The organism is Streptomyces sp. NBC_00076, assembly GCF_045041235.1.
In the GTDB taxonomy this organism is placed as follows: Bacteria; Actinomycetota; Actinomycetes; order Streptomycetales; family Streptomycetaceae; genus Streptomyces.
On record NZ_CP108242.1, the window covers coordinates 3,930,407 to 3,944,486 of the forward strand.

Below are 14,080 nucleotides of genomic sequence, written 5' to 3' on the forward strand. Positions count from 1 at the left end.
GGGCTGGTACCTGAGTTTCACGGCTGAGGCGACGGGCGGGTGGTCCTCCGCGAGGGCCGTCCGCCCCACGTCACTTACAAGGGGAGCAACTTCATGGACGACTACGACCTCCTGGTCGTAGGGTCGGCCAACGCCGACCTGGTGATCGGTGTCGAACGACGCCCGGGTGCCGGGGAGACCGTCCTCGGCTCCGACCTGGCCGTACACCCGGGTGGCAAGGGCGCCAACCAGGCGGTCGCCGCCGCCCGCCTCGGAGCGCGTACGGCCCTGCTGGCCCGTGTCGGCGACGACGCGCACGGCCGGCTGCTGCTCGACGCACAGTGCGCGGCCGGCGTCGACACGGCGGGCGTCCTGGCGGGCGGCGCGCCGACCGGGGTCGCGCTGATCACGGTGGACCCGTCCGGGGACAACAGCATCGTGGTCTCGCCGGGCGCGAACGGCCGGCTGACACCGGCCGACGTGCGGTCCGCCGCGAGCCTGCTGCACGCCTCCCGCGTGGTGTCGGCGCAGCTGGAGATCCCGCTGGAGACGGTCGTGGAGGTCGTACGGAGTCTGGCGCCGGACAGCCGCTTCGTGCTGAACCCGTCCCCGCCGCGGCCCCTCCCTGAGGAGGTGCTGGCGGCCTGTGACCCGCTGATCGTCAACGAGCACGAGGCGAAGGTGATCCTCGGCGAGGGCCGCGTGACCGACGTGCCGGAGGACTGGGCGCGGTTGCTGCTGGAGAAGGGGCCGCGGTCGGTGGTCGTCACCCTGGGCGCGGAGGGCGCGCTGGTCGCGTCGGCGCAGGGCGTGACGCGGGTGCCGGCCGTGAAGGTGGCCGCCGTGGACACGACGGGCGCGGGCGACGCGTTCACCGCGGCGCTGGCCTGGCGGCTGGGGGCGGGCTCGTCCCTGGCGGAGGCGGCGGCCTACGCGTCCCGGGTCGGGGCGGCGGCCGTCACGAAGGAGGGCGCGCAGGACTCCTTCCCGACGGCGGCGGAGGTCGAGGGCCTGTGAAGAAGGCCGGAATACTGAACCGTCACCTTTCCGGGGCACTGGCCGAACTGGGGCACGGGGACGGGGTGCTGGTGTGCGACGCCGGTATGCCGATCCCGGACGGGCCACGGGTCGTGGACCTGTCCTTCACGGCCGGGGTGCCGTCCTTCGCGGACGTACTGGACGGCCTGCTGGCCGAGCTGGTGGTGGAGGGCGCGACGGCGGCGACGGAGGTGCGGGACGCCAACCCGGCGGCCGCGACGCTGCTGGACGGGCACTTCCCCGAGCTGGCCCTGGTCCCGCACGAGAGGCTCAAGCAGCTGTCGGGGGGCGCACGGCTGGTCGTCCGCACGGGGGAGGCGCGGCCGTACGCGAATGTGCTGCTGCGGTGTGGGGTGTTCTTCTGAGCGTCGGTTCAAGAAAATCAAGGGGGCCCAGTCCGTCGACCGGGCCCCCTCGGGTTTTCCCCTCCACATCAGAACTCCGCGATCCCCCCAGATCCCCCTCCAGAAGTCCTGATGCCATGTATGACACGGCAGGTGGCGGAAGGGTTGTACGGGATCTCGGAGTTTTTTTCGCTTCGGGGAGTCGTCCTCGCGGGGCGGGACGCCTCACTCGGCGAGACGTGCTCCCCGGCTCTCCGCGACCCGACTGACGTCCCGCAGGGACTCGGCGAGGCAACGGGCGAGAAAGTGCAGCTCGCCATGGGACAAACCCCGCTCGGCCAGGAGTTCCGCGGCATGACCGAGGAGGTCGCCGGCCATACCGAGTTGGACGCGTTCGGTCTCGTCGGCAAGGCGTGAGACCCGCCCCGTGCCGTCACCGATGACGTAGCAGGGCTTGCCCTCCGGACCCGCCCAGGGCAGCAGGCGTACGGCCGACTCTTCGAATCCGCTATCGCTCACCTGTCGCTCCCCACGCGAGGGAAGAACGCCGAACCGAGCCCCACGCCGAGAACCTGGGGCGGCGCGGGCTTCGCGCGGCGGCGCCTGCGCACCGGTGAGAGGAACCTCAGCGACTGCGTGAGAAGTCGGGTGATGGAGGTGGTCACGTCGACCTGCTTTCTCTCGACTGCGTTCTGTGGTGAACCAGTCACAGAGTGCGGTCGCCGTGGCTACGCTGCCAGTACCTGAGAGTTGACAAAGCGCACGTCAAGTGGGGAGTTGGCAGGATGGCGAAGCCTCGAACACCGCGGACACAGCGGGAGAAGTACGGGGAGGAACTGAGGCTGCGGCGGACGGCCGCCGAGCTCACCCAGGAGGAACTGGGCAACCAAGTCGTGTGCTCGCCGACGCTGATCAGCCACTTCGAGGCGGGCAGACGACTACCGAAGCCCGATGACGCGCACAGGATCGACCAGGTGCTCGGTACCGACGGGTTCTTCGTCCGCTGGCTGGAGGACCTGGAATCGAAGTACACCGACCACTTCGCGGTCGTGGCCGAACTGGAGCAACAGGCCACGCTGATCCAGCAGTTCGCCCTCTCACTGGTTCCCGGCGTGTTCCAGACCGAGGACTACTCACGCGCTTTGTTCCGGGCGTACCGGCCGAACCACACGGCGGAAGAACTTGACAGAGACGTTGTCATTCGAACAAAGCGTGCCCGGATTCTCGACGGGCCGTTGAAGCCGGTCGTCTGGACACTGCTCGACGAGACCGTACTGCGGCGCCGCGTCGGTGGCCCGCAGGTCATGGCCGAACAACTGCACAAGATCGCGGACATGGCCGAGGCGGGACGGCTGCGACTGCACGTCCTTCCGTTCGGCGTCGGGGCTCACTCACTCCAACAGAGTCTGCTCACGCTCATGAGCTTCGAGGACTCCGCTCCGGTGGCCTACGTCGAGGGCTTCCTCACCGGCAACTTGATGGATGATCCGTCGCTGGTGGCCGCCAGCCGGACCGCCTACGCTCTAGCGCTGAGCGACGCGTTGTCGCAACAGGAGTCACTGGCTGTTGTCAGAGCCGCAGCGGAGGAGCACGCACATGGTCAACAGTGAGCCCACTGTCTCCGACTCGTCCGCCCTCACGGGGTGGTTCAAGTCCAGCTACAGCGGCGGCGATCAGGGTGAGTGCCTCGAAGCCGCCCGCGGCCACGCCGACGTGCCCGTCCGTGACAGCAAGGCTGCCGACGGTCCGGCGCTGGTGTTCTCGACGCAACGGTGGGCGTCGTTCGTGACGGCCGTCAAGTACGGCCACATCGGCACCTGACTGTCGGCAACCGACGGCAGTGCGGCTCAGCGCGGACAATGCATCTCATGAACGCATTACCCACGCTCTCTGCCGCGGAGATCACCACGGACCGTCTCCGGCTGCGAAAAGCGCACGACGCCGACATCGACGGCCTCAGCGAACTCCAAACCGATCCACAGGTCCGTGCCCACCTCGGCGGCCCGCGGCCCCGCAGCGTCGTCGAGCAGTACTTCGATGCGAACGGCACCGGCGGCATTGCCGGCAAGCCCGGTACCTACGTCATCGCCGACAAGGAAACCGACCGGTTCATCGGGACACTTGTGCTCGACCGCCGTTCCGCCGACCTTCCCGGACACGTCACCGAGAAGGGCGCGGAGCTGGAGCTGTCATACCTGCTTCGGCGCGGCAGTTGGGGTGCGGGGCTGGGATTCGAGGCCGCCGCGGCCACCTTGCGCGCCGCCGACGAACTGCCCGACCAGCCGGACCTGCACTCCTTCAAGGCCCCGGTCTCCCGTCTCTGACAGTGCGGGGAGTTCACCGGACACGCCTGGGACACGAACGCCCGCTCGTCGGCGATAGGAGCGGATCAGGCTCTCGGTAGCCGCCACAACCGCGGGAACGCGAGCATGTCGTCGAAGAGGTTGAAGGCCGGGTGCTGCATGGTCACGGTGGCGGCGTCGCCGGTGAAGAGTGCGGAGCACTTCGCGGCCAGTCGCTCCATGGGGGGCACGTCGGATGCCAGCGGCTTGACCAGGCGGTAACCGATGGTCGAGTGGAACTGGTAGGTCTCGAAGTTCGACGGACGGATATCCAGCAGGGCGCTCAGCTCCCGTCGGGCCGTCCAGAGTGTGTTGAAGGTGGCGTCGTCGGCGGGGGTGAGGTCCATCGTGAAGTTGGCGTCGAAGGGGCGGAACCCCCTGACCTTCATCGTGATCGGGCCCAGCGGGGTCAGCGTCGACTCCTGGAGGCGCGCGAGGATCCGCTGGGACACCTCGGAGACATCCGTACAGTCAGCGAGCCAGGCCGGGAGTTGCTTGTTGATGACATTGTCCTGTGTCGTGGCGTCGAACACCGTCATGTGCATGCTCTGGTGCGGCAGACAGACGTACTGATCGGTGATGGAGGACCGCTTCATGATCTCCATCGCCTCGGTCTCGGCGTGGAAGAAGGCCGAGTCCTGGGGTACGGGGCAGACAACCGTGTTGCCACGGAAGCGCTGCGCGTTGCCGTCGAGGTCCCACTTCTTGCCGGGTCCGGCGGCCAGCGGCTCACGCCGCTCGGGGCTCTGCGAGACCGCAAACGCCGTGGCCGGGGCAAGCGCGAGACCGGCAGCAGCGCCGGCAGCGCCGAAGAAGACGCCTCGGCGGTTGGGGATAGACATGTCACTCCTATTGAGTTGGAACCCAGACAGGCGAAAGATGCCGGAGCGACCTGAAGGTTGGATGGACTCAGGGCTACCCCCAGGCGCAGCAACTGTGAGCTTGTCCCTGGCCGCGGGCCCACAGGCCGTCGTTCGGCCGGGGCGCCGCCTCAGCGGTTCAGGTCCATGATCCCGACCCCGAGTCCTTCGTACGGCTCCGGTGCCACGGTGGCGATCAGGCCGCCCGTGGGGAGCATCTGGTTCGGGCGTGCGGTGTGGACGGCGGCGGATACGCCGAAGTCGACGCCCGCACGGCCCAGTTCGGCGATGGTCACCGCCATGGCGTAGTCGTCGTCGACGAGATGGAGTACGTCCACCAGCACGCCCACGTGGTCGACGATCCCGGCACGTCGGCGCTCGGCCTCCAGGAGGCATAGGACGGGGACCCACAGACGTACGTCGTCGCTGGCGGCAGCGGCGTGGATGAGGCCGGAAACCTGCTTGTCGCCTCCCATCGCCAGGAGGGTGGCGGCGTCGATGACGTAGTGCTCGGTCCAGCTCAAGGGGAAAGCTCCGTCTCGGCCTGGGCGGCACGGTGAGCGGCGGAGGCCTCCCGCATCTTTCGCCGCATCTCGGCGGACTCCTCGTCCGAGACGTGGTGCCCGAAGCGCTCGGCGAGCAGCGCCCGCGTGCGGTCGGCCCGTTCCCTGATCTGCTCGGGGGTCAGCGTCTGAGCGGCTATGTCCTGCATGAGGGCACGGAGGCTGGTGCCTCGCGCCTCGGCCACGGCGGCCAGTTGGTCTCGGACTTCGGCGGGCACCCGGATCATGACGTCGGACATGCGCCGAGTATACGTCGCGTATACGTCGACGGCCGGAGAACAGGTCGCCCCGTTCTCCCGGCCGCCGAATGAGCTATGCCGTGTGCGTCACGAAACGTTCCGCGGTCTCGGCCAGCACTTCCCTGCCGTCCCGTGCCCACAGCCCGTCGTTGAACAGCTCGACCTCGATCGGCCCGGTGTATCCGGCCGCCGTCACGTATCCCAGCCACTCCCGCATGTCGATCGCGCCGTCGCCGATCTGGCCGCGGCCGTTGAGGACGCCTTCGGGCAGCGGGGTGGTCCAGTCGGCAAGCTGGAAGGTGTGGATACGGCCGCCCGCACCGGCCCGGGCGATCTGCTCGGGTGCCGCGTCGTCCCACCAGATGTGGTACGTGTCCACGGTGACGCCGACCTGCTGGGCCGGGAAGCGTTCCGCGAGGTCCAGGGCCTGGGCGAGGGTGGAGACCACGCAGCGGTCCGAGGCGTACATGGGGTGCAGCGGCTCGATGGCCAGCTTCACCCCGTGGTCCTCGGCGTACGGGCCGAGCTCCGCCAGCGCGTCGGCGATCCGCTCCCGGGCCCCGCGCAGGTCCTTGGAGCCGGCGGGCAGACCGCCGGATACCAGCACGAGGACGTCCGTGCCGAGCGTGGCCGCCTCGTCGACCGCGCGGCGGTTGTCGTCCAGCGCCCGGACCCGCTCGTCCGGGTCGATGGCCGTGAAGAAGCCGCCCCGGCACAGGGTGGTGACGGCCAGGCCCGCGTCTCGGACCAGCTTGGCCGTGGCCTCCACGCCGTACGTCTGGACGGGCTCGCGCCACAGGCCGACCCCCGGCACGCCCAACTCCAGGCAGGCATCGACCAGTTCCGGCATCGACAGCTGCTTGACGGTCATCTGGTTGATGCTGAAGCGGGCGAGGTCGGTCACTGGTCCACTCCGTACACGGACAGCAGGGTCTTCATCCGCTCCTCGGCCAGCTTCGGGTCCGGGAACAGGCCGAGGCCGTCGGCGAGTTCGTAGGCGCGGGCGAAGTGCGGCAGGGAGCGGGCCGACTGGAGGCCGCCGACCATGGTGAAGTGGCTCTGGTGGCCGGCCAGCCAGGCCAGGAACACCACGCCCGTCTTGTAGAAGCGGGTCGGCGTCTGGAACAGGTGGCGGGACAACTCGACGGTGGGGTCGAGGAGTTCACGGAACCCGGCCGTGTTCCCGGTGTCGAGGGCGCGGACCGCCTGAGCCGCCAGCGGGCCCAGCGGGTCGAAGATGCCGAGCAGGGCGTGGCTGAAGCCCCGCTCGTCGCCCGCGATCAGCTCGGGGTAGTTGAAGTCGTCGCCGGTGTAGCAGCGGACGCCCTCCGGGAGGCGGCGGCGCAGGTCGATCTCGCGCTGCGCGTCCAGCAGGGAGACCTTGATGCCGTCCACCTTGTCCGGGTGCGCGGCGATGACCTCAAGGAAGGTGTCGGTGGCCGCGTCCAGGTCGGACGAGCCCCAGTAGCCCTCCAGCGCCGGGTCGAACATCGGGCCCAGCCAGTGCAGGATCACCGGCTCGGTGGCCTGACGCAGCAGGTGGCCGTAGACGTCGAGGTAGTCCTCGGGGCTCTTGGCCGCCGTCGCGAGCGCCCGCGAAGCCATCAGGATCGCCTGTGCGCCCGACTCCTCGACGAGCGCGAGCTGTTCCTCGTAGGCCGCGCGGACCTCTTCCAGCGTCCCGGAGGCGATCTGGTCGGTGCCGACGCCGCACGCGATGAGCCCGCCGACCGACTTGGCCTCGGCCGCGCTGCGGCGGATCAGTTCGGCGGCACCCGCCCAGTCCAGGCCCATGCCGCGCTGGGCGGTGTCCATCGCCTCGGCGACCCCGAGCCCGTGCGACCACAGGTGGCGGCGGAAGGCGAGGGTGGCGTCCCAGTCGACGGCGGCCGGGGAGTCGGGGGTGGTGTCGGCGTACGGGTCGGCGACCACATGGGCCGCCGAGAAGACCGTACGGGAGGTGAAGGGCGAACCGGTGGTGACGGCGAGGGGCTCCGGGCGGGGCTCGTACGCCCTGCGGCCGCCCGCGGAGTCCGGCAGGTGGATGGTCACAGGGTCACCTCCGGAACCTCGAGACGGCGGCCCTCGACCGACGACCTCAGGCCCAGCTCGGCGAGCTGGACGCCGCGGGCGCCGGCGAGCAGGTCCCAGTGGTAGGGGGCGTCGGCGTAGACGTGCCGGAGGAACAGCTCCCACTGGGCCTTGAAGCCGTTGTCGAACTCGGTGTTGTCCGGGACCTCCTGCCACTGGTCGCGGAAGACCTCGGTGGCGGGGATGTCGGGGTTCCAGACCGGCTTGGGGGTGGCGGAGCGGTGCTGGACGCGGCAGTTGCGCAGACCGGCGACGGCCGAGCCCTCCGTGCCGTCGACCTGGAACTCGACCAGTTCGTCGCGGTTGACGCGCACGGCCCAGGAGGAGTTGATCTGGGCGATCGCGCCGCCGTCGAGCTCGAAGACGCCGTAGGCGGCGTCGTCGGCGGTGGCGTCGTAGGGCTTGTCGTTCTCGTCCCAGCGCTGCGGGATGTGGGTGGCGGTGAGGGCCTGGACGGACTTCACCCGGCCGAACAGCTCGTGCAGGACGTACTCCCAGTGCGGGAACATGTCGACAACGATGCCACCGCCGTCCTCGGCGCGGTAGTTCCAGGACGGGCGCTGGGCGGTCTGCCAGTCGCCCTCGAAGACCCAGTAGCCGAACTCGCCGCGGATGGAGAGGATGCGGCCGAAGAAGCCGCCGTCGATGAGGCGCTTCAGCTTGAGCAGGCCCGGGAGGAAGAGCTTGTCCTGGACGACGCCGTGCTTGATGCCGGCGTGGTCGGCGAGGCGCGCGAGTTCCAGGGCGCCTTCGAGTCCCGTGGCGGTCGGCTTCTCGGTGTAGATGTGCTTGCCCGCGGCGATCGCCTTCTTGAGCGCCTCCTCGCGGGCCGAGGTGACCTGGGCGTCGAAGTAGATCTCGACGGTCGGGTCGGCGAGGACCGCGTCCACGTCCGTCGAGATGTGCTCCAGGCCGTGCTGCTCCGCCATCGCCCGGAGGGCGTGCTCACGGCGGCCGACCAGGATCGGCTCCGGCCACAGCACGGTGCCGTCGCCGAGGTCGAGGCCGCCCTGTTCGCGGAGGGCCAGGATGGAGCGGACCAGGTGCTGGCGGTAACCCATGCGCCCGGTCACGCCGTTCATGGCGATACGCACCGTCTTGCGTGTCACGTCGTTCCCTTCGTAGGTGTCGTACGCAGCGTTCGTTCGCGATTCGTACGCGGTTGTGCGCGCCGCGTAGGCCTCTACTGATGAGCGGCACAGCAAGCGCTTTCTATCTACTGAGAAGCTAGCCTCTGTGCAGCGGTCCAGACAAGACCGTGACGGGGTTGAGTTGTTCGAGGGGGCGAACAACCGAGGGTCCGGGCTTTATGGTCTGCTCGACACGATCGGAACCGTGCCCATGGGGGGCGTGTCTATCCAGCCGGACGGCCCCGTCATATGACGGCTCGGCGTGACGGCTTGGCCAGATGACGGCCTGGCCACATGACGGCTCGGCCACGAGGACGTACGACGAGATGCGCGACCGGAGGACGACGAGATGACGGTGACCCTGGCGGACGTGGCGGCCCGCGCGCAGGTCTCGCCCGCGACGGTGTCGCGCGTGCTGAACGGGAACTATCCCGTGGCCGCTTCCACCCGGGAGCGGGTGCTGCGGGCGGTGGACGAGCTGGACTACGTACTCAACGGTCCCGCGAGCGCGCTGGCCGCGGCCACGTCCGACCTGGTCGGGATTCTGGTGAACGACATCGCCGACCCGTTCTTCGGGATCATGGCGAGCGCCATCCAGTCCGAGATCGGGGGTCCCGGCGGACGGGCCGGCGGGGAACGGCTCGCGGTGGTCTGCAACACCGGGGGCTCTCCGGAACGCGAGTTGACCTACATCACGCTGCTGCAGCGGCAGCGGGCGGCGGCCGTGGTGCTGACCGGCGGCGCCCTGGAGGGCGTGCCGCACGCGGCGGCCATGGGCGCGAAGCTGCGGAGACTGGCGGAGGCGGGGACGCGGGTGGTGCTGTGCGGGCGCCCGCCGGCGCCGGAGACCGGGGCGATCGCACTGACCTTCGACAACCGCGGGGGCGGCCGGGAACTCACCGAGCACCTGATCGGGCTCGGACACCGGCGGCTCGGCTACATCGCGGGTCCCGAGGAACGCACGACTACCCGGCACCGGCTGGAGGGACACCGGGCGGCGCTCGCGGCGCACGGGATCCCGGAGGACCCGCGGTGGACGGTGTGGGGGCGCTACGACCGACGCTCCGGGTACGAGGCGACGCTGGAGTTGTTGCGCCGCGACCCCGCTCTGACGGCGGTCGTGGCGGCGAACGACTCCGTCGCGCTGGGGGCGTGCGCGGCGCTGCGCGACTCGGGGCGTCGGATTCCGGACGACGTCTCGGTGGCGGGGTTCGACGATCTGCCGTTCAGCATCGACGCGGTGCCCTCTCTTACGACGGTGCGGCTGCCGCTGGCCGAGGCGGGGGCGCGCGCCGGGCGGATCGCGATGGGGCGGGAGGAGCCGCCGCCCGGGGGTATCGCGGTGATCCGGGGGGAGTTGATGGTGCGGGGGTCCTCCGGGGTGCCGCGGGGGTGAGCGGGGCGTTGCCTGTGCGGTGACTTGGTGCCGGGGCTGTTCGATCGGCTTCTCAGCTTGTTGCCATGGAGGAGCAGGGTCTGGCCGGCGGGCTGCTGTACACGTTCACCCAGTTCGGCTCGGCGGTCGGGATCTCCGCGGTGACCGCGGTGTACGGGATCGCCGCGGCCGGCGCCGACGGCTCACCGGGCGCGGTGCTGGACGCCTACCGCACCGCGCTCGTCGTCCCGGTGGTCATGGTGGTGCTGGGGGCGGCCCTCTCCGCCTTCGGCCTGCGCGGCGCGAGGCCCGCCGACCGGCCGGAGGGTGCGTCGCCCCCGGCCCGCGACGAGGTCAGCGACGGCGTTCCTGGGTGAGGGCCGGCAGCGCCGCCATGACCTGGTCGGCGGCGACCTGCCTGCCTCCAACTGCCAGTCCCCCGGTCGCGTCTTCAGCGCCCCCCGCGGTCGAGGGCGGCGACCCCGCGTACGGCCTCGGCGATGGCAGGGAAGTCCTTCTTGAGGATCGCACCGTGATTGGAGGCGACCTTCGCGGCGATCTGGATGTTCGGGTTGCGGACGGTCACCGCGTCGAGGCCGGCGCGGATCCGTTCCTGCTCGTCACCGCGGCTCCCGAAGGACGTTCCCGAAGCGACCACGTACCGCACCGGGACGGTGATGTCGTCCAGTACGGGACCCAGCTCGCGCTCGCGGGAGAGCCGGCCGAGCTCGATGTTGCTGTTGGCCTGCTGTTCGGCGGTCATCCGAGGGGTAAGGCCCGTCGGGCGCAGTAACGGCATGAACCAGCTCAGCCGTCCGAACAGCTTCCGGATCCGCCGCTCCATGGCCTCGTCGAGCCAGTCGTAGGGGAACGCGCCGTCGACCAGGACCGCGCCCAGCGCACGCTCCGGATTCCGTCCGGCCCAGTGCGCCCCGACGACCGCCCCGTAGGACCAGCCGACCAGCAGCGCCCGGTCCACGCCCCTGGCCGCGAGAACGGCATCGACATCCCGGACGGCGGCCTCGAAGGAATAGTCCGCCGAACGCTTCGATCTGCCGCGGGCCCGCTCGTCGTAGGTGATGTGCCGCCAGTCCGTCCCCAGTTCGGCGATGACCCGCCGCCAGTAACCCTGAGTGGCGAACTGGCCGTTGAGGTAGACCACCGGGATCCCGGGGCCGCCGGTGTCGGTGACGGCCAGAGCCGTGTCGTCGACCGGCACCATGCCGGTCCACTTCACCTGGGTCGAGGCGGTGCTGTTCTTGGTCATGTGTTCCCCCTGGTCGGATGCGAGTGTCTGTACGACTTCTCCGGGCCCCGCACATGGAATCGCAGCCCTGGTTCAACTCCGTCAGATACTGCGGGCGTTGATGTCGCCGTGGGAGGTGGTGGCGCGGATGTCGAGTTCGGCGGTGCCGTCGTTCTTGAGGGTGTTGCTGACGCGGCCGTAGCCGGTGTCGGCCACCAGGGCGGCCGAGACGCCTGCGGCGGCGACGACCGAGATGTCGCCGGACTGGGTGCGGAGCACGACCGTGCCGCGCACGGCCTCCGCGATCCGGATGTCGCCCTTGGTGGTGCTGATCTCCGCGGGGCCGCCCAGCCGGCCGACCTCGACATCGCCGTCGATCGCGGTGAGGCGGACGCTCGCGGCCTCGTCGATCTTGATCTGGCGGAACGCGCCGTCGAAGGCGACGTCGCCGAGGCGTCCGACGCCGCGGAGCTCGGCGCCGGCGGTCCTGACCTCGACTCGGGAGTCGGCGGGCAGCTGGACCGTGACCTCCAGGGATCCGGAGGGGCCGAGGAGCTGGTTACCGGCGGGCGGGGCCGAGATCCGCAGGACGCCGTCGGCGTAGACGACGGTGGCCTGCTCGGCGGCTTTGGTGTCGCGGCTCTTGGAGGGGTTGGCGGGCAGGACCTCGACGGTGGTGTCGGCGCGGTCGGCGGCGATGAACTGGACGCGTCCGGCGGGGATGTCCAGGACGGCGGAGATCGGGGCGGGGGTGTCGAACTTCTGCATCATGCTCTCCGGTGTTCGTTCCTTGTTTCTGACACCGGAAACGCTACGTTGCTTTCCAAAGTTCGACAACAACTCTGTTGCATCAAATGGGCATCATCGCAGGTAGAATCCATTAAACTGTTGCAACGAACCTGGAAGGTAACGCAACGACACCTACGCGACTGTTGCAATGACTCACCAGTGAACGCTATGGCGTGGGGGCACACGGACCGCCACGAAGGACCACCGAGGAGATCGCGATGCCTGGAGGCAGGCTCACCCAGCAGGAACGTCGGCAGATCGCGCTGGGGCTGGCCGACAGCCTCCCCTACGCCGAGATCGCCCGGCGCCTCGACCGCCCGACCTCGACGGTCACGCGCGAGGTGATGCGCAACGGCGGCCCCACCGCGTACCGCGCCGACCTCGCCCACCGCGCCACCGAACGCCGCGCCCACCGGCGCAGGCAGGTCGCACCCCGGGGGCCGGAGGCGCTCCCGCAGGCACACGGGCGCGACGCCGAGGCCGTGCGCGAGTACGAGGAGGTGTTCACCACCGTCCTCATGGCCTCGGGCATGCCCACGATGACGGCCCGGGTGATGGCCTGCCTCACCATCACCGACGCGGGCAGCCTCACCGCGTCCGAACTCGTCCAGCGCCTCCAGGTCAGCCCGGCGTCCGTCTCCAAAGCGATCGCGTCCCTCGACAGTCAGGGCATGGTCCGCAGGGAACGCGACGAACGCCGCCGCGAGCGCTACATCGTCGACGACGACGTCTACTACCAGCCGATGATGGCCAGCGCCCGCTCCACCGCGCAGCTCGTCGGTGTCGCCCAGCAGGGTGTGGGCGTTCTCGGCTGCGGCACCCCGGCCGGCACCCGCCTCGAGAACATCGCCCGCTTCCTCGACTTCGTCTCCGAAAGCATCGCCCGCGCCGCGGAACAGGCCCGCGAGATCCTCCACACCAAACCCGGAACGGTCCCGGACGGCGCCGCCCGACCAGATCCGGGCCACGGACGGACGGCCGATTCCCCTACCCACAACGGGACCTGACGCCCTGTGACCGACAAAGGCGGGCGCCGCAAAGGCATGGACGCGCGGCACCCGACCGTTCTACTCTCGACCCCGAGATATCTCTGACTGAGTCAACTATCGAAGATCAATCACTTGGACCACATGGGGTCGACGATCATGACTGTCCAGGACATCCGTGCCTTCAACCGCTTCTACACGAACGTCATCGGGGCGCTCGACTACAGCCGCCACCTGTACGCCCCCTACACCCTCACCGAGTCCCGCGTCCTGTACGAACTGGCGCACTCCCCGCGTACGGACGCGATCGATCTGCGCACCGAACTCTCCCTGGACGCCGGCTACTTGAGCAGGATCCTGAACAAATTCGAGCAGGACGGGATGATCGAGCGCACAGCCTCGCACGCCGACCCCCGCCGGCGGCACGTCACGCTCACGACGCGCGGCCGGGAGACCGCCACCCTGCTCGCCGAGCGCGCGAACGAATCCGTGGGCGCCCTGCTCGCCACCGTGCCGTCCCCGGACCGGCCCCGCCTGTCGGAGGCGATGCGGACCGTCCGGGAGCTCCTCTCCGACGGTCGCCCTCCGCGCCGCGAGGACGTCGTGCTGCGCGAACCCGGACCGGGCGACCTCGGCTGGGTCGTGCAGCGCAACGCGGCGCTGTACGCGGCCGAGTACGGCTTCGACGCCGACTACGAGGGGCTGGTGGCGAGGATCGTCGCCGACTACGCGGAGGATCACGACCCGGAGTACGAGCGGGTGTGGATCGCCGAGCTGGACGGGCGTCCGGTGGGGTGCGTGATGTGCGTACGGGACGACGCGCCCGGCTCCGCCCGGCTGCGGCTGCTGCTGGTCGAGCCGGACGCGCGCGGCCTCGGGATCGGCGACCGGCTCGTCGGGGCTCTGGTGGACTTCGCCCGCGGCGTCGGCTACCGCGACATCGTCCTGTGGACCAACGACATCCTCGGCGCGGCCCGCCGCATCTATCAACGCCACGGCTTCGTCCTCACCGCCGAGAAAGAGCACCGGTCCTTCGGCCAGGACCTCAATGGGCAGGACTGGCGACTGGATCTGAAAAGCACGAGTGAGTGACGGCGA

General features: G+C 69.9%; 18 protein-coding genes. 9 read left to right on the forward strand and 9 right to left on the reverse strand.

The window, feature by feature from the left end; all coding sequences use genetic code 11:
- Positions 1–93 precede the first annotated feature (93 nt).
- Both OHA64_RS17805 and rbsD read left to right on the forward strand, forming a co-directional pair.
- Entirely contained in the window at positions 94–996 is a 903-nt protein-coding gene (locus tag OHA64_RS17805) for a ribokinase (RefSeq protein ID WP_405614093.1), read from the forward strand.
- Positions 993–1,382 carry a D-ribose pyranase gene (rbsD, locus tag OHA64_RS17810; protein WP_405614094.1) on the forward strand — a complete coding sequence of 130 codons (390 nt, stop codon included), beginning with the start codon at positions 993–995 and terminating at the stop codon, positions 1,380–1,382. Before OHA64_RS17805 ends, rbsD begins: the two co-directional genes overlap by 4 nt.
- Before the next feature lie 204 nt (positions 1,383–1,586).
- Here the strand turns inward: rbsD and OHA64_RS17815 are convergent, their stop codons facing one another.
- Positions 1,587–1,880, reverse strand: coding sequence for a hypothetical protein (locus tag OHA64_RS17815; protein ID WP_405614095.1), 294 nt, complete (start codon positions 1,878–1,880; stop codon positions 1,587–1,589).
- A 266-nt stretch (positions 1,881–2,146) separates the two neighbouring features.
- On the opposite strand from OHA64_RS17815, the gene OHA64_RS17820 reads away from it, so the two are divergent.
- The 3 genes from OHA64_RS17820 to OHA64_RS17830 are packed head-to-tail and all read left to right on the forward strand — an operon-like array spanning position 2,147 to position 3,685.
- Positions 2,147–2,971: a Scr1 family TA system antitoxin-like transcriptional regulator gene (locus tag OHA64_RS17820; RefSeq protein WP_405614096.1), complete on the forward strand. Its 825-nt coding sequence runs from the start codon at positions 2,147–2,149 to the stop codon at positions 2,969–2,971.
- Positions 2,958–3,182, forward strand: coding sequence for a DUF397 domain-containing protein (locus OHA64_RS17825; RefSeq protein ID WP_405614098.1), 225 nt, complete (start codon positions 2,958–2,960; stop codon positions 3,180–3,182). Before OHA64_RS17820 ends, OHA64_RS17825 begins: the two co-directional genes overlap by 14 nt.
- A 47-nt stretch (positions 3,183–3,229) precedes the next feature.
- Positions 3,230–3,685 carry a GNAT family N-acetyltransferase gene (locus OHA64_RS17830; protein WP_405614100.1) on the forward strand — a complete coding sequence of 152 codons (456 nt, stop codon included), beginning with the start codon at positions 3,230–3,232 and terminating at the stop codon, positions 3,683–3,685.
- A 65-nt stretch (positions 3,686–3,750) separates the two neighbouring features.
- Here OHA64_RS17830 and OHA64_RS17835 read toward each other — a convergent pair whose 3' ends face one another.
- The 6 genes from OHA64_RS17835 to OHA64_RS17860 all read right to left on the reverse strand — a co-directional run bounded on the left by OHA64_RS17835 (position 3,751) and on the right by OHA64_RS17860 (position 8,565).
- Positions 3,751–4,545, reverse strand: coding sequence for a DUF1868 domain-containing protein (locus OHA64_RS17835; protein WP_405614102.1), 795 nt, complete (start codon positions 4,543–4,545; stop codon positions 3,751–3,753).
- A 149-nt stretch (positions 4,546–4,694) separates the two neighbouring features.
- The gene (locus OHA64_RS17840) at positions 4,695–5,087 is read right to left on the reverse strand and encodes a hypothetical protein (protein ID WP_405614104.1); all 393 of its coding nucleotides are present in this window, start codon (positions 5,085–5,087) and stop codon (positions 4,695–4,697) included.
- Positions 5,084–5,365: an Arc family DNA-binding protein gene (locus OHA64_RS17845; protein WP_405614106.1), complete on the reverse strand. Its 282-nt coding sequence runs from the start codon at positions 5,363–5,365 to the stop codon at positions 5,084–5,086. The genes OHA64_RS17840 and OHA64_RS17845 overlap by 4 nt, the downstream gene beginning before the upstream one ends.
- Before the next feature lie 73 nt (positions 5,366–5,438).
- Entirely contained in the window at positions 5,439–6,269 is an 831-nt protein-coding gene (locus tag OHA64_RS17850; RefSeq protein ID WP_405614107.1) for a sugar phosphate isomerase/epimerase family protein, read from the reverse strand.
- On the reverse strand, positions 6,266–7,417 hold the full coding sequence (locus OHA64_RS17855; protein WP_405614109.1) for a dihydrodipicolinate synthase family protein: 1,152 nt from the start codon (positions 7,415–7,417) through the stop codon (positions 6,266–6,268). Before OHA64_RS17855 ends, OHA64_RS17850 begins: the two co-directional genes overlap by 4 nt.
- Positions 7,414–8,565, reverse strand: coding sequence for a Gfo/Idh/MocA family protein (locus OHA64_RS17860; protein ID WP_405614111.1), 1,152 nt, complete (start codon positions 8,563–8,565; stop codon positions 7,414–7,416). Before OHA64_RS17860 ends, OHA64_RS17855 begins: the two co-directional genes overlap by 4 nt.
- Before the next feature lie 370 nt (positions 8,566–8,935).
- Between OHA64_RS17860 and OHA64_RS17865 the strand changes: the two genes are divergently transcribed.
- A complete protein-coding gene (locus tag OHA64_RS17865; RefSeq protein ID WP_405614113.1) occupies positions 8,936–9,982 on the forward strand; it encodes a LacI family DNA-binding transcriptional regulator in 1,047 nt (348 codons plus the stop codon).
- Between the two features lie 65 nt (positions 9,983–10,047).
- Positions 10,048–10,338, forward strand: coding sequence for a hypothetical protein (locus tag OHA64_RS17870; protein WP_405614115.1), 291 nt, complete (start codon positions 10,048–10,050; stop codon positions 10,336–10,338).
- Between the two features lie 74 nt (positions 10,339–10,412).
- On the opposite strand, the gene OHA64_RS17875 is transcribed toward OHA64_RS17870, so the two are convergent.
- Both OHA64_RS17875 and OHA64_RS17880 read right to left on the reverse strand, forming a co-directional pair.
- Positions 10,413–11,228, reverse strand: coding sequence for an alpha/beta fold hydrolase (locus tag OHA64_RS17875; protein WP_405614117.1), 816 nt, complete (start codon positions 11,226–11,228; stop codon positions 10,413–10,415).
- 81 nt (positions 11,229–11,309) lie between these two features.
- Positions 11,310–11,975, reverse strand: a complete 666-nt coding sequence (locus OHA64_RS17880; protein ID WP_405624008.1) for a DUF4097 family beta strand repeat-containing protein — start codon at positions 11,973–11,975, stop codon at positions 11,310–11,312.
- A 239-nt stretch (positions 11,976–12,214) separates the two neighbouring features.
- On the opposite strand from OHA64_RS17880, the gene OHA64_RS17885 reads away from it, so the two are divergent.
- Positions 12,215–13,003, forward strand: coding sequence for a helix-turn-helix domain-containing protein (locus tag OHA64_RS17885; RefSeq protein WP_405614119.1), 789 nt, complete (start codon positions 12,215–12,217; stop codon positions 13,001–13,003).
- A 138-nt stretch (positions 13,004–13,141) separates the two neighbouring features.
- Positions 13,142–14,074 (forward strand): GNAT family N-acetyltransferase, encoded by a 933-nt coding sequence (locus tag OHA64_RS17890; protein ID WP_405614121.1) that lies wholly within the window; start codon positions 13,142–13,144, stop codon positions 14,072–14,074.
- Positions 14,075–14,080: the final 6 nt, after the last annotated feature.